Source organism: Clostridium sp. ZBS15 (assembly GCF_023845705.1).
Lineage (GTDB): Bacteria > Bacillota > Clostridia > Clostridiales > Clostridiaceae > Clostridium > Clostridium aquiflavi.
The window spans coordinates 199,249-214,324 of sequence record NZ_JAMQHY010000009.1 but is presented as its reverse complement, the minus strand read 5'-3'; the positions used below and the strand labels follow the sequence as shown (position 1 = coordinate 214,324).

Sequence of the window (15,076 nt, the reverse complement as noted above, 5' to 3'; positions counted from 1 at the left end):
GATGAGAAGGTGATTAACATGAAATCAAAAAATAATAAGAAACTACAGAATTTGAAGTCAAAAAAATCAAAGTATTTGGCTTTGTTTGGTACTGTATTTATTGTGTCATATCTTTTACTTTTAACAGCAATAGCACCTAAACAGTTTGATTTGCAAGAGGGCGACATAGCTAGAGTTGATATAAAAGCACCAAGAGATACAATAGATCAAAAAGCAACAAAAGAAAAAGAAAGTGAAGCTATAGAAAAAGTTGATAAGCAGTATACAGTAAAAAATGAAGTTAAAGTTCAAGCAGAAGATAATATAAAGTCTTTATTTGATGAAGTATTAAATTTAAATGCAACAAATATGGATGAAGCAAGTAAAATAACTGAATTAAGAAAAATAACGCAATTTAAATTAACAGATAGTGAATACAAAGAATTAATAAATACACCTAAAGAAACATTAATTGACTTAGAAGGAAAAATAGTCAATATAATTGATAAGATTTATAAGAAAGATATTCAAGAAAATAATGAAAGTTCACTTGAAAATGCAAAAAAAGAAGGAATAAATGCTATTGAAGAATTTAATATAGCAACTCCGTTAAAAGAAATATTAGTTAATATAACAAAATCACAAATAAATCCAAATTTATTTTATGATAGTGAAAAAACTGAAGAAATGCAAAAAGAAGCCCAAAAAAGTACTTCTAAAGTTATAATAAAGAAAAATCAAATTATAATAAAAGAAGGAGAACCTGTAACAGCAGAACAAATTGCTATAATAAACGAATTAGGACTTCTTGATAATGGAATAACAGGCAAATATGTATATGTATATTTATCTTTAGCACTATTTTTATTTGTTATATTATTTTTGCAATATAGTTATATATATTTAAACTATAAGGAAATATTTTTTAATGCTAAAAGATTAATTCTTATTAGTTTAATTAATATACTTTCTCTTATTTTAGCTAGAAGCATTGGAGCTGTTTCGGCATTTTTAATTCCCTTTGCATTTGGATCTATGTTGCTCACATTACTTTTAAATTATAAAATTTCAATTATAATAAGTATTTTTAATTCAGCCGTAATTAGTGCACTGGTTGAATTTGATCCACAAGTGATGTTATTAGTATTTATAAATGCTATTTTAGGTGCTGTTATGCTAAAGAAAATGCAACAGAGGAATGAACTTATATATGCAACATTATATATATCAGTAGTTAGCTCAATATTAACATTAGCTACAGGAGTTATTATATCTAGTAATTTAAAGGAAATTTTCATAGTAAGTTTATTCTCTATAATTGGAGGAGTGTTATCAGGAATCTTTGCATTAGGAGTACTACCATTTTTAGAAGGTACCTTTAATGAAGTTACTACGATTAAGTTATTAGAATTATCAAATCCTAATAATCCACTATTAAAAAAGTTACTCATGGAGGCACCAGGGACATATCATCATAGTATGTTAGTTGCAAACCTTGCAGAGATGGCAGCAGAAGAAGTTGGAGCAAATCCAGTAGTAGCTAGAATTGGAGCTTATTATCATGATGTAGGTAAGACTGAAAGACCTTATTTCTTTGGGGAAAATCAAATTGGTAGAGAAAATCCACATGATAAGATAAGCGCTAAACTTAGTACACACATTATAATATCACATGTTAAAGATGGATTAAGATTAGCTAAAGAACATAAGTTGCCTCCTATAATTCAAGATATTATAGCAGAACACCATGGAACTACCTTGGTAAAATATTTTTATTATACTATGAAAAATAATGCTGAAAATCCAGATGATATAAAGGAAAAAGATTATAGGTATTCAGGACCTATTCCAAGTAGCAAAGAAGCTGGTATAGTAATGCTTGCAGATGGAATAGAAGCAGCGGTTAGATCGATAAAAGAGCCTAACAAAGAAAAAATAGAGGAAATGGTTAATAACATAATAAAGGATAAGTTAAATTCCAATCAATTAATCAATTGTGATTTAACACTTAAGGATATTGAAAAGATAAGATTATGCTTTTTAAATGCATTAAATGGTATATATCATCAAAGAATTGAATATCCAAAAGAAAAATTGTAGGGAGAGTGTAAGATGATTTACGTTGATAATAGACAAGAAAAAATGGAAGTAAGTGATGAGTTTACAAATCATCTAGAAAAGGTAATAGAATTTGCTTTGAAGGAAGAAGAAGTTAATATTTCAAGTGAAATCTCTTTATTATTCGTTGATAATGAAGAGATTAGAGAAATTAATAATGAAACAAGAAATATAGACAGAGCTACAGATGTTTTATCTTTTCCTATGCTGGATTATCCAGAAAAGAAAGTATTTAAAGAAGTTTATACAGAAAATGATTTTTCTAAAGCAGATTTTGATGGAGATGATTTAGTACTTGGAGACATTGTATTGTCTTTAGAGAGAGCTTTAGAACAAAGTAAAGAGTATAATCATTCTTATGAAAGAGAAGCATCTTATCTAGTAGTACATTCAGTGTTACATCTTCTAGGATACGATCATATGGAGGAAGATGATAAGGTGAAAATGAGAAAAAGAGAGGAAGAAATATTAACTGCACTTGATATAAGAAGATAGTAGAAAAGCAGGTGAAAAATAACGATGAAATTTAAAAAAGTTTTAGATAGTTTTAATAATGCTATAAATGGAATCATAGAAACTGTAAGAACAGAGCGTAATATGAAAATACATTTAATAGTGGCGTTATTAATATTGATAGCATGTTTTTTCTTTGATGTAACAAAATATGAATTTCTTATATTAGCCATAACAATTACTATGGTTATAAGTGCAGAAATAATTAATACAGCTATAGAAGCTGTAATAGATCTAAAAGCAAATTATTATCATCCATTAGCTAAAATAGCTAAAAATGCAGCTGCCGGAGCTGTTTTAGTTACTGCAATAAATGCTGTATTAGTAGGATATATAATATTTTGGGATAAATTATCGTATTTTTCATATAACTTAATTAATAAAGTTAAAAAATCAGAGCCATACACAATTTTTATTGTACTTGTAATAGTATGTATAGCTACAATAATAGTAAAAGCTATATTTGGAGAGGGAACACCATTAAAAGGTGGAATGCCAAGTGGACATAGTGCTTTAGCATTTTCAATTGCCACAGCAATTTCATTAATTACAGAAGAGCCTATATGTGTTATGTTAAGCTATTTAATGGCTCTTATAACCGCTCAAAGTAGAGTTGACTCTGAAGTACATACGATTTTAGAAGTTATTGTAGGAGCACTCTTTGGAATTTTATTAACTATGCTTATATTTGTAGTATTTAGGATATAAACAGTAAAATTAATACTTAGAAAAGCCTGAAATTTTTTAATTAGTGTTAGCAATTGATAAACTATGTAGTTAGTTTATTCTTTTAAAGATAAATTTCTTTCAAATAAATAATAAGTGCTCGTAAAATATCATTAGAAAATTTTACGAGCATTTGTAATTTAGGCATAATCAAAAAGTTTTAATTATTATCATAGAAATATTAATTAATAATTTTTTATATATATTCTTATTTCATAAACGTTGTTAATTATTATTTATAATATACATAATAGAATAAATAGAGTATACTATTTGTAAACTATATTATGATTAGAGAAGATATAGTTATTTTCTAGTTAGGGAAATAAACTTTATCTAAAGATGAATTTTAATTTATAATTAACGTATAACTTAATTACAGTATTTGAGTATGGTTAAGTTATAGAAGGAGGAAAAATGTTTAAATCAGGATTCGTTACAATAGTTGGTAGACCTAATGTGGGAAAATCAACTTTATTAAATTATATAATGGGGGAGAAACTATCAATAGTTTCTAATAAGCCTCAAACCACTAGAAATAATATTCAAACAATATTAACAGGTGAGGACTATCAAATTGTCTTTGTTGATACACCAGGAATTCATAAGCCAAAACATAAGCTTGGAGAATATATGGTCAATTCTGCGAAGGATTCGACTAATGATGTTGATTTAGTTTTATTTTTAACTAATCCAGACGAAGAAATCGGAAAAGGAGATAAGTTTATCTTAGAATCTTTAAAAGATAAAAAATGTCCTGTATACCTTGTTTTAAATAAGATAGATGAAAGCACACCTGAAAGAGTAGCTAAAAGTTTAGAAATGTATTCAAGCGAATTCAACTTTAAAGAAATAGTTCCTATAGCTGCAATAAAGGGAAAAAATGTAGACACATTAGTTGACTTAATGAAAACTGAGTTACCAGAAGGTCCTAAATATTATCCAGAAGATATGATAACAGACGTTCCAGAGAGATTTGTTGTTTCTGAAATTGTAAGAGAAAAAGCTTTAAGATGTTTACGTGATGAAGTACCTCATGGTATTGCTGTTGACATAATTCAAATGAAGCAAAGTGACAATGGAACATATCATATAGAAGTTGATTTAATTTGTGAAAAAGATTCCCATAAAGGAATAATAATAGGTAAAAACGGACAAATGCTTAAAAAAATAGGTGAAACTTCAAGATATGAGTTAGAAAGATTCTTGAGAACAAAAGTTAATGTTAAAATATGGGTTAAAGTAAGAAAAGAGTGGAGAGATAATCAAAATCTGTTAAAAGAATTAGGATATAAGAAAAAATAGATATATTTATTCTAAAATTAGGAGATGATCTTTCTGGCACTTTTTGAAAGTAAAGCTGTTATTATAAAATCACAGGATTTTAAAGAAAATGATAAATTAGTTTGGCTTTATACAGAAGAGTTGGGTAAGATTGCTGCTATAGCAAAAGGGGCAAAGAAAAGTAAAAATAAAACTTTTTCTATTACTTTGCCTTTGTGCTATGGTGAGTACATGTTATATAAAGGTAAGAATTTGTATACGATTCAAGAAGGGAAAATTATAAATTCTTTTCAAGGATTGTTAGAAAACTTAGATAAGCTTACTTACTCATCTTATTTATGTGAACTCATAGATATATGTACACCTGATGATGAAAAAAATAAACAGATTTTTATAGATTTAGTTACTACTTTTTATCTTTTAGATACAAATGCTTTAGAGTATGAACTATTAGTAAGAGCATTTGAATTGAAATTATTAAAAAACACAGGATATTCTTTAGAATTAGAGAATTGCTGTATGTGTAAAAAGAAAATTCCCTCATCTAATTATATAAGTTTATCTAATTACGGTGGGGTATGTGATGAATGTCCTAAAGAATATGGATTGTATATTTCAAAAGCTACTTATAATGCTTTGAAATTTTTATTAAAGATGAGAATAGATAAGGTATATAGACTTAATTTAACTGATAAAATCAAAGAAGAATTAGAGAAAATATCTAGCTATTTGATATCAAATAATTATTCTAAAAAGCCTAAAAGCTTAGAAATGTTAAAATTTATTAAGGAGTGATAAATAATGACTAATATTACATTAGAAAAAGTAGATATGATAATAGAAAGAACAGGAGTTAGCTATGCAATAGCTAAACATGCGTTAGAAGAATGTAATGGAGATGTTTTAGAAGCATTAATTTATTTAGAAGAAGAAATTAAAGATGATGAAAATGTAGACTATAATATTTATGATGATAAAGAAGATAAACAAAATATGACTATAGAAGAATTAAAAAATTTTATTAAAGATTTAATTCATAAAGGGAATATAACAAGAATAAAGATTAAGAAGGAGGATACTGAATTAATAGATATTCCTGTAAATGCAGGAATAGCCGCTGGAGTTATTGCAGTATTAATTCCACCAATATTGGTAGCAGGTATAATTGCAGCAGTTGCAACAAAAATAACAATAGAAATAACTAAAAAAGATGGTTCAGTCGAAGTTATAAATAAATATGTATGTAAAGTTTCAAATGATGTGAAAGACAAAGCCGTTGATATTGCAGATAAAATGAAATCTAAAGTAGATGAAGTAAAGAATAAAGTAAAAACAAATAATGGTGAAGATAAATCAAAAGTATATACTGGAAATGAAACAGTTTATACATATAAAGTTGATTTTGATGACCAAGATTAAAAGTTTAAGTAATTCTTTTATTTCAGGGAAAGAGGGAGAATTTTGAAGTTATCAAATAGGCAAGAAGAAATAATTAAGTTAGTAAAAGAGCATCAACCAATCACAAGTGAGGCTTTAGCAGAAAAGTTAGGTTTAACAAGAGCTGCAATTAGAGCAGATTTATCAATACTTACAATGATAGGCATTTTAGATGCTAGACCTAAGGTAGGATATATATATTCGGGCAAATCTTCTAGTGGTATGTTACATGACTATATAACTGAAATTAAAGCTAATGCAATTATGTCTAAGCCAATTACAGTTAGTGAAGAAACTATGGTATATGATGCAATTGTATTTTTATTCCTTAATGATGTAGGTACATTATTTGTAGAAAATGAAGGCGTTTTAACTGGAGCTGTTTCAAGAAAGGATTTTCTTAAAATTGCTATAGGCGGAACGGATATCCACAAGGTACCAATTGGAGTAATAATGACTCGTATGCCAAATATTATATGTGGTAATAAAGATGATAATGCATATGATTTAGCTAAAAAAATAATAGAGCATGAAATTGACAGTATCCCCATTGTAGAATCGTTAGAAAAGATAGGTGATAAGGAACAATTTAAGATAATAGGAAAAGTTTCCAAGACTAATGTTACAAAATTGTTTGTTAAATTAGGAAAACAATAATAATAAGGTTAATCAGTGCTAACTACGAGATATTTTTTCTCGATAGTAAATATATGGTATAAAAATTTGAGAATGGGGGAGTATTGATATGACCAAAAAGTATGTTTATCTTTTCAATGAGGGAAATGCTTCAATGAGAAATTTACTAGGAGGTAAAGGTGCAAATTTAGCAGAAATGACTAATTTAGGCATTCCTGTACCTTATGGGTTCACAGTTACAACTGAAGCATGTAACAAGTACTATGAAGATGGTAAAGCTATTTCAGATGAAATTATAAATGAAATTTATAATAGTTTACAAAAACTTGAAAGTGTTAGTGGAAAAGAATTTGGAAACAATAAAAATCCACTATTAGTATCAGTAAGATCTGGAGCAAGAACATCAATGCCAGGAATGATGGATACTATTTTAAATTTAGGATTAAATGATGAAGTAGTAGAAAGCATGGCTAAATTAACTAATAATCCTAGATTTGCGTATGATTCTTACAGAAGATTTGTTCAAATGTTTTCAGATGTTGTTATGGGTATAGAAAACAGATTATTTGAAAATAAAATTGAAGAAATTAAAGATAAAAAAGGGGTAGAATTTGATACAGATTTAGATGAAAATGATTTAAAAGTATTGGTATCTGAATTTAAAGCAATATATAAAAAGGAAAAAGGGGAAGATTTCCCGCAAAATCCTAAAACTCAGCTAATTGAAGCTGTAACTGCAGTATTTAGATCATGGAATAATCCTAGAGCTATTGTTTATAGAAGACTTAATGATATTCCAGGTGAATGGGGTACAGCAGTAAATGTACAAGAAATGGTTTTTGGAAATAAGGGTGAAACATCTGGAACAGGTGTTGTATTTTCAAGAAATCCAGCAACAGGAGAAAACGTTATTTATGGTGAATACTTAATGAATGCACAAGGTGAAGATGTTGTAGCAGGTATAAGAACACCACTTCCAATATCAAAGTTAAAAGAACAAGATCCTAAGATTTATGAGGAATTTGTTAATATTGTAAGTAAATTAGAAAATCATTATAAAGATATGCAAGATATGGAGATAACTATAGAAGAAGGAAAGTTGTATTTCTTACAAACCAGAAATGGTAAGAGAACAGCTCAAGCAGCATTAAAAATAGCTGTTGATTTGCTTAATGATGGAATGATAACTAAAGAAGAGGCTGTATTAAAAGTTGAACCTAAACAATTAGATACATTGCTTCATCCTACATTCTATACTGAGGCATTAAAAAAGGCCAATCCTATTGCTAAAGGCTTACCAGCATCTCCAGGAGCAGCTTGTGGTAAAATTGCATTTACAGCTGAAGAAGCTAAAGATAGAGCTGCTTTAGATGAAGATGTTATTCTAGTAAGGCTTGAAACATCTCCAGAAGATATAGAAGGTATGGTTGCCGCTAAAGGTATATTAACAGTAAGAGGAGGAATGACTTCTCATGCAGCTGTAGTTGCTAGAGGAATGGGAACTTGCTGCGTAGCAGGCTGTGGAACTATTAAGGTAGATGAAATTAAGAGAACTCTTAGAGTTGGAGATAAAGTATATACATCTAATGATTTTATTTCCATAGATGGTACTTCAGGAAATGTATATGGAGAAAAAATAAAAACTGTTATACCAGAAATATCAGGTTATTTTGCAACATTTATGTGTTGGGCTGATGAAATAAGAAAATTAAAAGTTAGAGCTAATGCAGATACACCAAAGGATGCCAAACAAGCGGTTGAATTTGGTGCAGAAGGAATCGGACTTTGCAGAACTGAGCATATGTTCTTTGCAGAAGATAGAATAATGGCAGTAAGACAAATGATTACATCTAAAGATGAAGAACAAAGAAGAGTTGCACTTGACAAAATATTACCAATGCAAAGAGGAGATTTTATAGGGATATATGAAGCTTTAGAAGAAAGACCTGTTACTATAAGATTGTTAGATCCACCTTTACATGAATTTTTACCAAGTACAGAGCAAGATATAATGACATTATCTAAGGAAATTGGATTAACTTTTGAAGAGTTAAAGCTTACAGTTGATAATTTACATGAATTTAATCCAATGATGGGTCATAGAGGTTGCCGTCTTGCGGTATCATATCCAGAAATAGCAGAGATGCAAACAAGAGCTATTATAGAAGCTGCTATAGAAGTTAAAACTAATAAAGGATATAATATTATTCCAGAAATAATGATACCTTTAATAGGTGATTTAAAAGAATTAAAATACGTAAAAGATGTAATAAAAAATACTGCAGAATCAGTATTAAAAGAAAAAAATATTGATTTAGAATATAAAATAGGAACAATGATAGAGATACCAAGAGCAGCATTAACAGCTGATGAAGTTGCAAAAGAAGCTGAATTCTTCTCATTTGGTACTAATGATTTAACTCAAATGACATTCGGTTTCTCAAGAGATGATGCTTCTAAGTTCTTATCTGATTATTATGATAAGAAGATATATGAACAAGATCCATTTGCTAAATTAGATAGAAGTGGTGTTGGAGCTTTAATTAAAATCGCAGTAGAAAAGGGCAGAGAAACAAGACCTGATATTAAATTAGGTATATGTGGAGAACATGGTGGAGATCCATCATCAATCGAATTCTGTCATGATTTGGGACTTAATTATGTTTCTTGTTCACCTTTTAGAGTACCACTTGCTAGACTTGCAGCAGCACAAGCTCAAGTCAGAAATAACAGGTAATAGCAGAAAACAAATTATATATTAAATTAAAAAATAAAAAGCACGTAATGGTAAATTCCATTGCGTGTTTTTTATTGTACATAAAATTATAAAATTTTTATTTGATTAAGTTTAATAATATCAATGGTCTTAGGAATATTGAATAGTAAAAATACTAACCATGAAGTAAAAGTGGCACAGTCACTTTTTTTATATTAAAAGTATATTAAATTCATTTTTTATATTCATCAGTAATTCTAATGCAAAATTATATTGAGTAGTACTCTTTGATGTTGTATTTTTTAAGAGTGTTAAAAAGGCAGTTTTATTGCATTTTGATATATTTCTATAATAATCCCTTGAAATTCTCCAATATTTTTGGGGAAAACAAATATAGGATAATAAATATCTTAAATCAGAAGGTGTTAATTTAAAGATTTCATTATAGGTTTTTATTATAGATAAAGCTAAATCAACATTCCAATTTGTATTTTCACGTTTAAGAAGTCTACGCATAAAGTAAGCTAAGTCTTTAGCGCAATAATCGATTTTACATTTATCAAAATCTATTATGCATGTTTCTAAATCTTTAGTGAAAATTATATTCTTATTTACATAATCACCATGACATAATGAAGTGCTTAATTCTTCATTATCAATATTGTAAGCTATATCTAAAGAGAGTTTTGCAAGATATAAATTAACATCAAAATTAGATATAAATTCTTTAGAAAAATCATCCTTATATTTGAAAGCTTGATTAGATATCGTTAATAATTGTTCAAAATGTTTTAAGGTTGATATGTAGTAATCATCAAGACCTACCTTATATGAACTTCCTAGAATAGGTTGAAAATCTGTTGAAATTAGATGCATATTAGCAAGTTTTTTTATAGAAAGTATAACGTGGTTTAGATCATCAAAATTACATTTTACACCGTCAATCCAAGGTGTTAGTATAAAGAGCATGTCTGAATAAGATACAAATCTATTATTATCAGTAGTGGGAATAAATTTTGGAACTTGTATACCATATCTGTAAACCCATTCATTAGCAGAATATACATATAGTAAATCGGGTAAATCATAATAAACTTTTTTTAAACAATAGCATTTATTATTAGCTTCTACTTTATATACAGCTCTTTGTTTAGCAGTATCTTTAAATTTAACTACGTCTACCTTAGCATTTTGTAAATTATAATGTTTTAAAACAGTGTTTTTTATTATATCAGGTGATAGATTTGATTTTTCTAATAAATTTAATTCTGGTTCCATAAAATACTTCTCCTTATAAATTTATTCATTACTATGATATTAATAAAAAACTATAAATATACATAAAAAAGGAAATAAAAAATTAAAGTATAACAATAATTAATGAGGTTTTGGTAAATAATAATTTTATGAATTTATAAAGGATTTTAATGATATATATAGAATAGATAAGAAGAGGTGAAGTATATGAATATAAGGAAAAAAATTGAGTATTTTGAAAACTTGACATTTATTAAGGAAGCCTCTTTTTCCTCTCACTCTTTAGGAAGGAATAAACAAGAAGATGATGATGATATTAGAACTTGCTATATGATTGATAGAGACAGAATTATTCATAGTAAGTCATTTAGAAGATTAAAACATAAAACTCAGGTATATATAAAAACATTTGGTGATCATTATAGAACCAGATTAACTCATACCTTAGAAGTTGCACAAGTAGCTAGGAACATAGGCGTTGGTATCGGATTAAATGAAAATTTAATTGAAGCTATAGCGTTAGGACATGATTTAGGGCATGTTGCATTTGCACATAACGGAGAAGAGGTTTTAAATGAATACTTAGAAGAAGGCTTTAGGCATAATGAGCAAAGTGTTAGAGTTGTAAATGAGTTGGAAAATGATGGAGAAGGACTTAATTTAAGTAAAGAAGTTCTTGATGGAATACTAAATCATAGTGGATTTGGTGGGAAAAGTAATAAATCATTAACATTAGAAGGTACTGTAGTAAAGTATAGTGATAAAATTGCTTATTTAAATCATGATATAGATGATTCCATAAGAGCTGGTTTATTAAAAGAAAGTGATATTCCAAGTGATATAAAAAAAGTATTAGGTAATTCTTCAGATGAGAGAATGGAAAAATTAATTAAAAATTTTATAAAAACATCAAACAATAATATTGAAAATGGAATCAAGAAAGTTTCCTTAGATGAAGAAACTGAAGAAATAATGATTAAACTTAGAAAATTTATGTTTGAAAATATATATTTAGGAGATACATTAAAGGTAGAAAGAGATAAGGCGAAATTTATATTAAGGCAACTTTTAAATTACTATAGTAATAAACCGGAAGAAATGCCGGAATTATATAAGGATATAGTAGAAAAAGAAGGTTTAGAAAGAGGTGTTGCAGATTATATAGCTGGAATGAGCGATGATTACTGTTTATCTTTGTTTAATAGATTGTATGTTCCTAAATTAGTAATATATTAGCTGTTTAAATAAATTTATAATGGTAAAGCTAGAATCAAGAATATCTAATGTATTCTTGTAGTATAAAATACCAATAAATTGGGCAAACAAATTTTGTAATGAAAAAAGAGGATTATAAGGTAAAAAAAAGAATTATTAATTCAATGACATAATATAAAAAAATTTTTTTGGATAATTAAGAAGGAAAAGTGAGTATGATGTCGAATATTATATAATTGTTGAAAAATTAAGTAAGGAGGGAGATGTCTCCTTGCAAATTCCACAAGAAATTATTGAAAAAGTAAAAGAACAAACTGATATAGTGGATATTATATCAGAAAGTGTAAGATTAAAGAGAACAGGAAAAAATTATATAGGGTTATGTCCGTTTCATAGTGATAAAACACCATCATTTAGCGTTTCGCAAGAAAAGCAAATATATAAATGTTTTGCATGTGGAGAAGCTGGTAATGTTTTAACTTTTATTATGAAACAAAAAAATCTTACATTTGTAGAAGCAGTAAAGTATTTAGCTAATAAAGCTAATATTCCTATAAATCTACATTCTAACGAAACGCCTCAGTTTATTAAAAAGAGGGAGATATTATATAAAATTAATGTAGAAACTGGAAGATATTACTTTACTAATTTGCAAAAAATACATTTAGCAAAAGATTATTTTCTTAACAGAGGAATAAAAGAAGCAACTATAAAGAAGTTTGGACTTGGATATTCTAAGAATAGTTGGAGAGATCTGATTACTTATTTAAGAACTAAGGGATATAAAGATGACTTTTTAATAGAAGCAGGATTGGTTTCAAAAAATCAAGAGAAAGGAAATATATATGACAGATTTAGAAATCGAGTTATGTTTCCTGTTTTTGATGTGAAAGGTAGAGTCATTGGGTTTGGAGGAAGAGTATTAGATGATTCAAAACCTAAGTATTTAAATTCACCTGAAACTACAATATTTCAAAAAGGAATTAATCTTTATGGATTAAATTTTGCAGTCAAAAACAAGCTTAAAGAGGATTATATGATAATTGTTGAAGGGTATATGGACTTAATAACGCTTCATCAGTATGGGGTAACAAATGTTGTTGCGTCATTGGGAACAGCTCTAACTAACAATCAAGCTAAACTCTTAAAGCGATATACGAACAATGTTATTATATCATATGATGCAGATATTGCAGGGCAAACAGCTACTTTAAGAGGTCTTGAGATACTTAGAAATTCTGGTTTTGAAGTTAAGGTACTTGTAATTCCACAAGGAAAAGATCCAGATGAGTTTGTAAGAAGTAATGGAAAAGATGCTTTTTTAAAACTAGCAAGGGAAGCACTACCTTTAATTGAATACAGAATTAAAAGAATAAAAGAAGGCATAAATTTAAAGGACAGAAATAATTTAATTAGGTATGGAGAAAAAGTAGCAGAAATTTTAGCAGACTTAAATCCAGTAGAAAAAGATGTATATATAAAGAAAATTTCAGAAGATACTGGTATAAAAGAACAGGCACTATATGATTTACTTTCACAAGTAATGTCAAAAAACCAAAAAGAAGATAATTATGTGAATAAAAAGGAATATTTTGGAACAAAATTATATATAGAGCCTGCATATTTAAAAGCGGAAAGAGCTTTACTTAAATTAATGTTAAACGAAGAAATCTATGACCAAATTAAAGATAGTATGAGCTTAGAGGATTTTATATTAGATTCTCATAAAAGAATATATTCTTTAATATTAGAAGCTAAAAATGAAAATTCTAATAATGTAGAATCATATGTGGAAAATAGATGTGATGAAATTGAAAGTTCAAAAGAATGGATTGAGATAAAAGAACTTGAGATTCTAGACTTAAGTAACAAAGATAAGTTAATCAATGATTATTTAAATGAAGTAAAGTGTTTTAAACTACAATTAGAAATCAATGATTTAAAAAATGAACAAAAAAGATTGGAAGATAAGGGAATGATTGAGGAGTCTATAAAACTTGCAGTTAAGTTAACAAATTTAGAAATATTGAAAAAAAGAAAGAGAGGTTAATGGTCATGGCAGAAGGAGGTAAAGAAAGTATGGAGCAAAAAGTTAAGAATAAGACCGAAAAAGGAAAAGAAGATAAAAGTGCTAAAATGGCCATGGTAAAAGGTCTGATTGATAAAGGTAAGAAAAATGGTTCTTTGACTTATAAAGAAATTATGGATGAAATAGATCATATAGATTTAAGTCCAGAGCAAATAGAAAAAATTTATGAAGTACTTGAAATGATGGGAATTGAAGTAATCGGTGGTGCAACTGATGCACCAGAAGTTGAAGAAGAGATAGATTTAACAGTTTTAGAAGGAATTGCAATAGATGACCCTGTTAGAATGTACTTGAAGGAAATCGGTAAAGTACCTTTATTATCATCAGAACAAGAAATAGATTATGCTAAGAGAATTGAAGAAGGCGATCCAGTAGCTAAGAAGAAACTTGCAGAAGCTAATTTAAGATTAGTAGTAAGTATAGCTAAAAGATATGTTGGTAGAGGTATGTTATTCTTAGACTTAATTCAAGAAGGGAACTTAGGTCTTATAAAAGCAGTAGAGAAATTTGACTATAGAAAGGGTTTTAAATTTTCTACTTATGCAACATGGTGGATTAGACAGGCAATAACTAGAGCCATTGCGGATCAAGCTAGAACTATTAGAATACCAGTTCATATGGTAGAAACTATCAATAAGTTAATAAGAGTTCAAAGACAATTATTACAAGAATTGGGTAGAGATCCTTTCCCAGAAGAAATTTCAAAGGTAATGGAATTACCAGTAGATAAAGTACGTGAAATTCAAAAAATCGCTCAAGAGCCAGTATCATTAGAAACACCTATTGGTGAAGAAGAAGATTCTCACTTAGGTGACTTTATACCAGACGATGAAGCTCCAGCTCCAGCAGAAGCAGCAGCATTTACAATGCTGAAAGAACAATTAATAAATGTATTAGATACTTTAACTCCAAGAGAAGAAAAAGTTCTAAGACTAAGGTTTGGACTAGATGATGGAAGAGCTAGAACCCTTGAAGAAGTAGGAAAAGAGTTTAATGTAACAAGAGAAAGAATTAGACAAATTGAAGCTAAAGCATTAAGAAAGCTTAGACATCCATCAAGAAGTAAGAAATTAAAAGATTATCTAGATTAAAAAGCACCTTTACAG

Annotated in this window: 12 protein-coding genes; 11 read left to right on the top strand and 1 reads right to left on the bottom strand. The window is 28.1% G+C overall.

The window, feature by feature from the left end; all coding sequences use genetic code 11:
* The first annotated feature begins 18 nt into the window (after nucleotides 1-18).
* From NG904_RS04820 to ppdK, 8 genes are all read left to right on the top strand, one after another.
* The gene (locus NG904_RS04820; RefSeq protein ID WP_252230218.1) at nucleotides 19-2,079 is read left to right on the top strand and encodes an HD family phosphohydrolase; all 2,061 of its coding nucleotides are present in this window, start codon (nucleotides 19-21) and stop codon (nucleotides 2,077-2,079) included.
* Nucleotides 2,080-2,091: 12 nt separating this feature from the next.
* Nucleotides 2,092-2,592 carry an rRNA maturation RNase YbeY gene (gene ybeY, locus NG904_RS04815; protein ID WP_252230216.1) on the top strand — a complete coding sequence of 167 codons (501 nt, stop codon included), beginning with the start codon at nucleotides 2,092-2,094 and terminating at the stop codon, nucleotides 2,590-2,592.
* Between the two features lie 24 nt (nucleotides 2,593-2,616).
* On the top strand, nucleotides 2,617-3,318 hold the full coding sequence (locus NG904_RS04810) for a diacylglycerol kinase (RefSeq protein WP_252212587.1): 702 nt from the start codon (nucleotides 2,617-2,619) through the stop codon (nucleotides 3,316-3,318).
* 435 nt (nucleotides 3,319-3,753) lie between these two features.
* Nucleotides 3,754-4,641 carry a GTPase Era gene (era, locus tag NG904_RS04805; RefSeq protein ID WP_012425102.1) on the top strand — a complete coding sequence of 296 codons (888 nt, stop codon included), beginning with the start codon at nucleotides 3,754-3,756 and terminating at the stop codon, nucleotides 4,639-4,641.
* Nucleotides 4,642-4,665: 24 nt separating this feature from the next.
* Nucleotides 4,666-5,415: a DNA repair protein RecO gene (recO, locus tag NG904_RS04800; protein ID WP_252230207.1), complete on the top strand. Its 750-nt coding sequence runs from the start codon at nucleotides 4,666-4,668 to the stop codon at nucleotides 5,413-5,415.
* 6 nt (nucleotides 5,416-5,421) lie between these two features.
* Nucleotides 5,422-6,039 carry a DUF4342 domain-containing protein gene (locus NG904_RS04795; protein ID WP_252212584.1) on the top strand — a complete coding sequence of 206 codons (618 nt, stop codon included), beginning with the start codon at nucleotides 5,422-5,424 and terminating at the stop codon, nucleotides 6,037-6,039.
* Between the two features lie 42 nt (nucleotides 6,040-6,081).
* The gene (gene ccpN / locus NG904_RS04790; RefSeq protein WP_252226220.1) at nucleotides 6,082-6,714 is read left to right on the top strand and encodes a transcriptional regulator CcpN; all 633 of its coding nucleotides are present in this window, start codon (nucleotides 6,082-6,084) and stop codon (nucleotides 6,712-6,714) included.
* A gap of 88 nt (nucleotides 6,715-6,802) precedes the next feature.
* Nucleotides 6,803-9,430: a pyruvate, phosphate dikinase gene (gene ppdK, locus NG904_RS04785; protein WP_252230200.1), complete on the top strand. Its 2,628-nt coding sequence runs from the start codon at nucleotides 6,803-6,805 to the stop codon at nucleotides 9,428-9,430.
* 189 nt (nucleotides 9,431-9,619) lie between these two features.
* Here ppdK and NG904_RS04780 read toward each other — a convergent pair whose 3' ends face one another.
* Nucleotides 9,620-10,687: a CotS family spore coat protein gene (locus NG904_RS04780; RefSeq protein WP_252230197.1), complete on the bottom strand. Its 1,068-nt coding sequence runs from the start codon at nucleotides 10,685-10,687 to the stop codon at nucleotides 9,620-9,622.
* 186 nt (nucleotides 10,688-10,873) lie between these two features.
* On the opposite strand from NG904_RS04780, the gene NG904_RS04775 reads away from it, so the two are divergent.
* From NG904_RS04775 to rpoD, 3 genes are all read left to right on the top strand, one after another.
* Nucleotides 10,874-11,902, top strand: a complete 1,029-nt coding sequence (locus NG904_RS04775) for a deoxyguanosinetriphosphate triphosphohydrolase (protein WP_252230195.1) — start codon at nucleotides 10,874-10,876, stop codon at nucleotides 11,900-11,902.
* Between the two features lie 250 nt (nucleotides 11,903-12,152).
* Nucleotides 12,153-13,931 (top strand): DNA primase, encoded by a 1,779-nt coding sequence (dnaG, locus tag NG904_RS04770; RefSeq protein ID WP_252230193.1) that lies wholly within the window; start codon nucleotides 12,153-12,155, stop codon nucleotides 13,929-13,931.
* 5 nt (nucleotides 13,932-13,936) lie between these two features.
* Nucleotides 13,937-15,061, top strand: a complete 1,125-nt coding sequence (gene rpoD / locus NG904_RS04765; RefSeq protein WP_252212571.1) for an RNA polymerase sigma factor RpoD — start codon at nucleotides 13,937-13,939, stop codon at nucleotides 15,059-15,061.
* Nucleotides 15,062-15,076: the final 15 nt, after the last annotated feature.

Coding starts and splice junctions, on each gene's coding strand:
- NG904_RS04820 (WP_252230218.1), top strand. CDS start 19: ATGAAATCAAAAAATAATAAGAAACTACAGAATTTGAAGTCAAAAAAA.
- ybeY (WP_252230216.1), top strand. CDS start 2,092: ATGATTTACGTTGATAATAGACAAGAAAAAATGGAAGTAAGTGATGAG.
- NG904_RS04810 (WP_252212587.1), top strand. CDS start 2,617: ATGAAATTTAAAAAAGTTTTAGATAGTTTTAATAATGCTATAAATGGA.
- era (WP_012425102.1), top strand. CDS start 3,754: ATGTTTAAATCAGGATTCGTTACAATAGTTGGTAGACCTAATGTGGGA.
- recO (WP_252230207.1), top strand. CDS start 4,666: ATGATCTTTCTGGCACTTTTTGAAAGTAAAGCTGTTATTATAAAATCA.
- NG904_RS04795 (WP_252212584.1), top strand. CDS start 5,422: ATGACTAATATTACATTAGAAAAAGTAGATATGATAATAGAAAGAACA.
- ppdK (WP_252230200.1), top strand. CDS start 6,803: ATGACCAAAAAGTATGTTTATCTTTTCAATGAGGGAAATGCTTCAATG.
- NG904_RS04780 (WP_252230197.1), bottom strand. CDS start 10,687: ATGGAACCAGAATTAAATTTATTAGAAAAATCAAATCTATCACCTGAT.
- NG904_RS04775 (WP_252230195.1), top strand. CDS start 10,874: ATGAATATAAGGAAAAAAATTGAGTATTTTGAAAACTTGACATTTATT.
- rpoD (WP_252212571.1), top strand. CDS start 13,937: ATGGCAGAAGGAGGTAAAGAAAGTATGGAGCAAAAAGTTAAGAATAAG.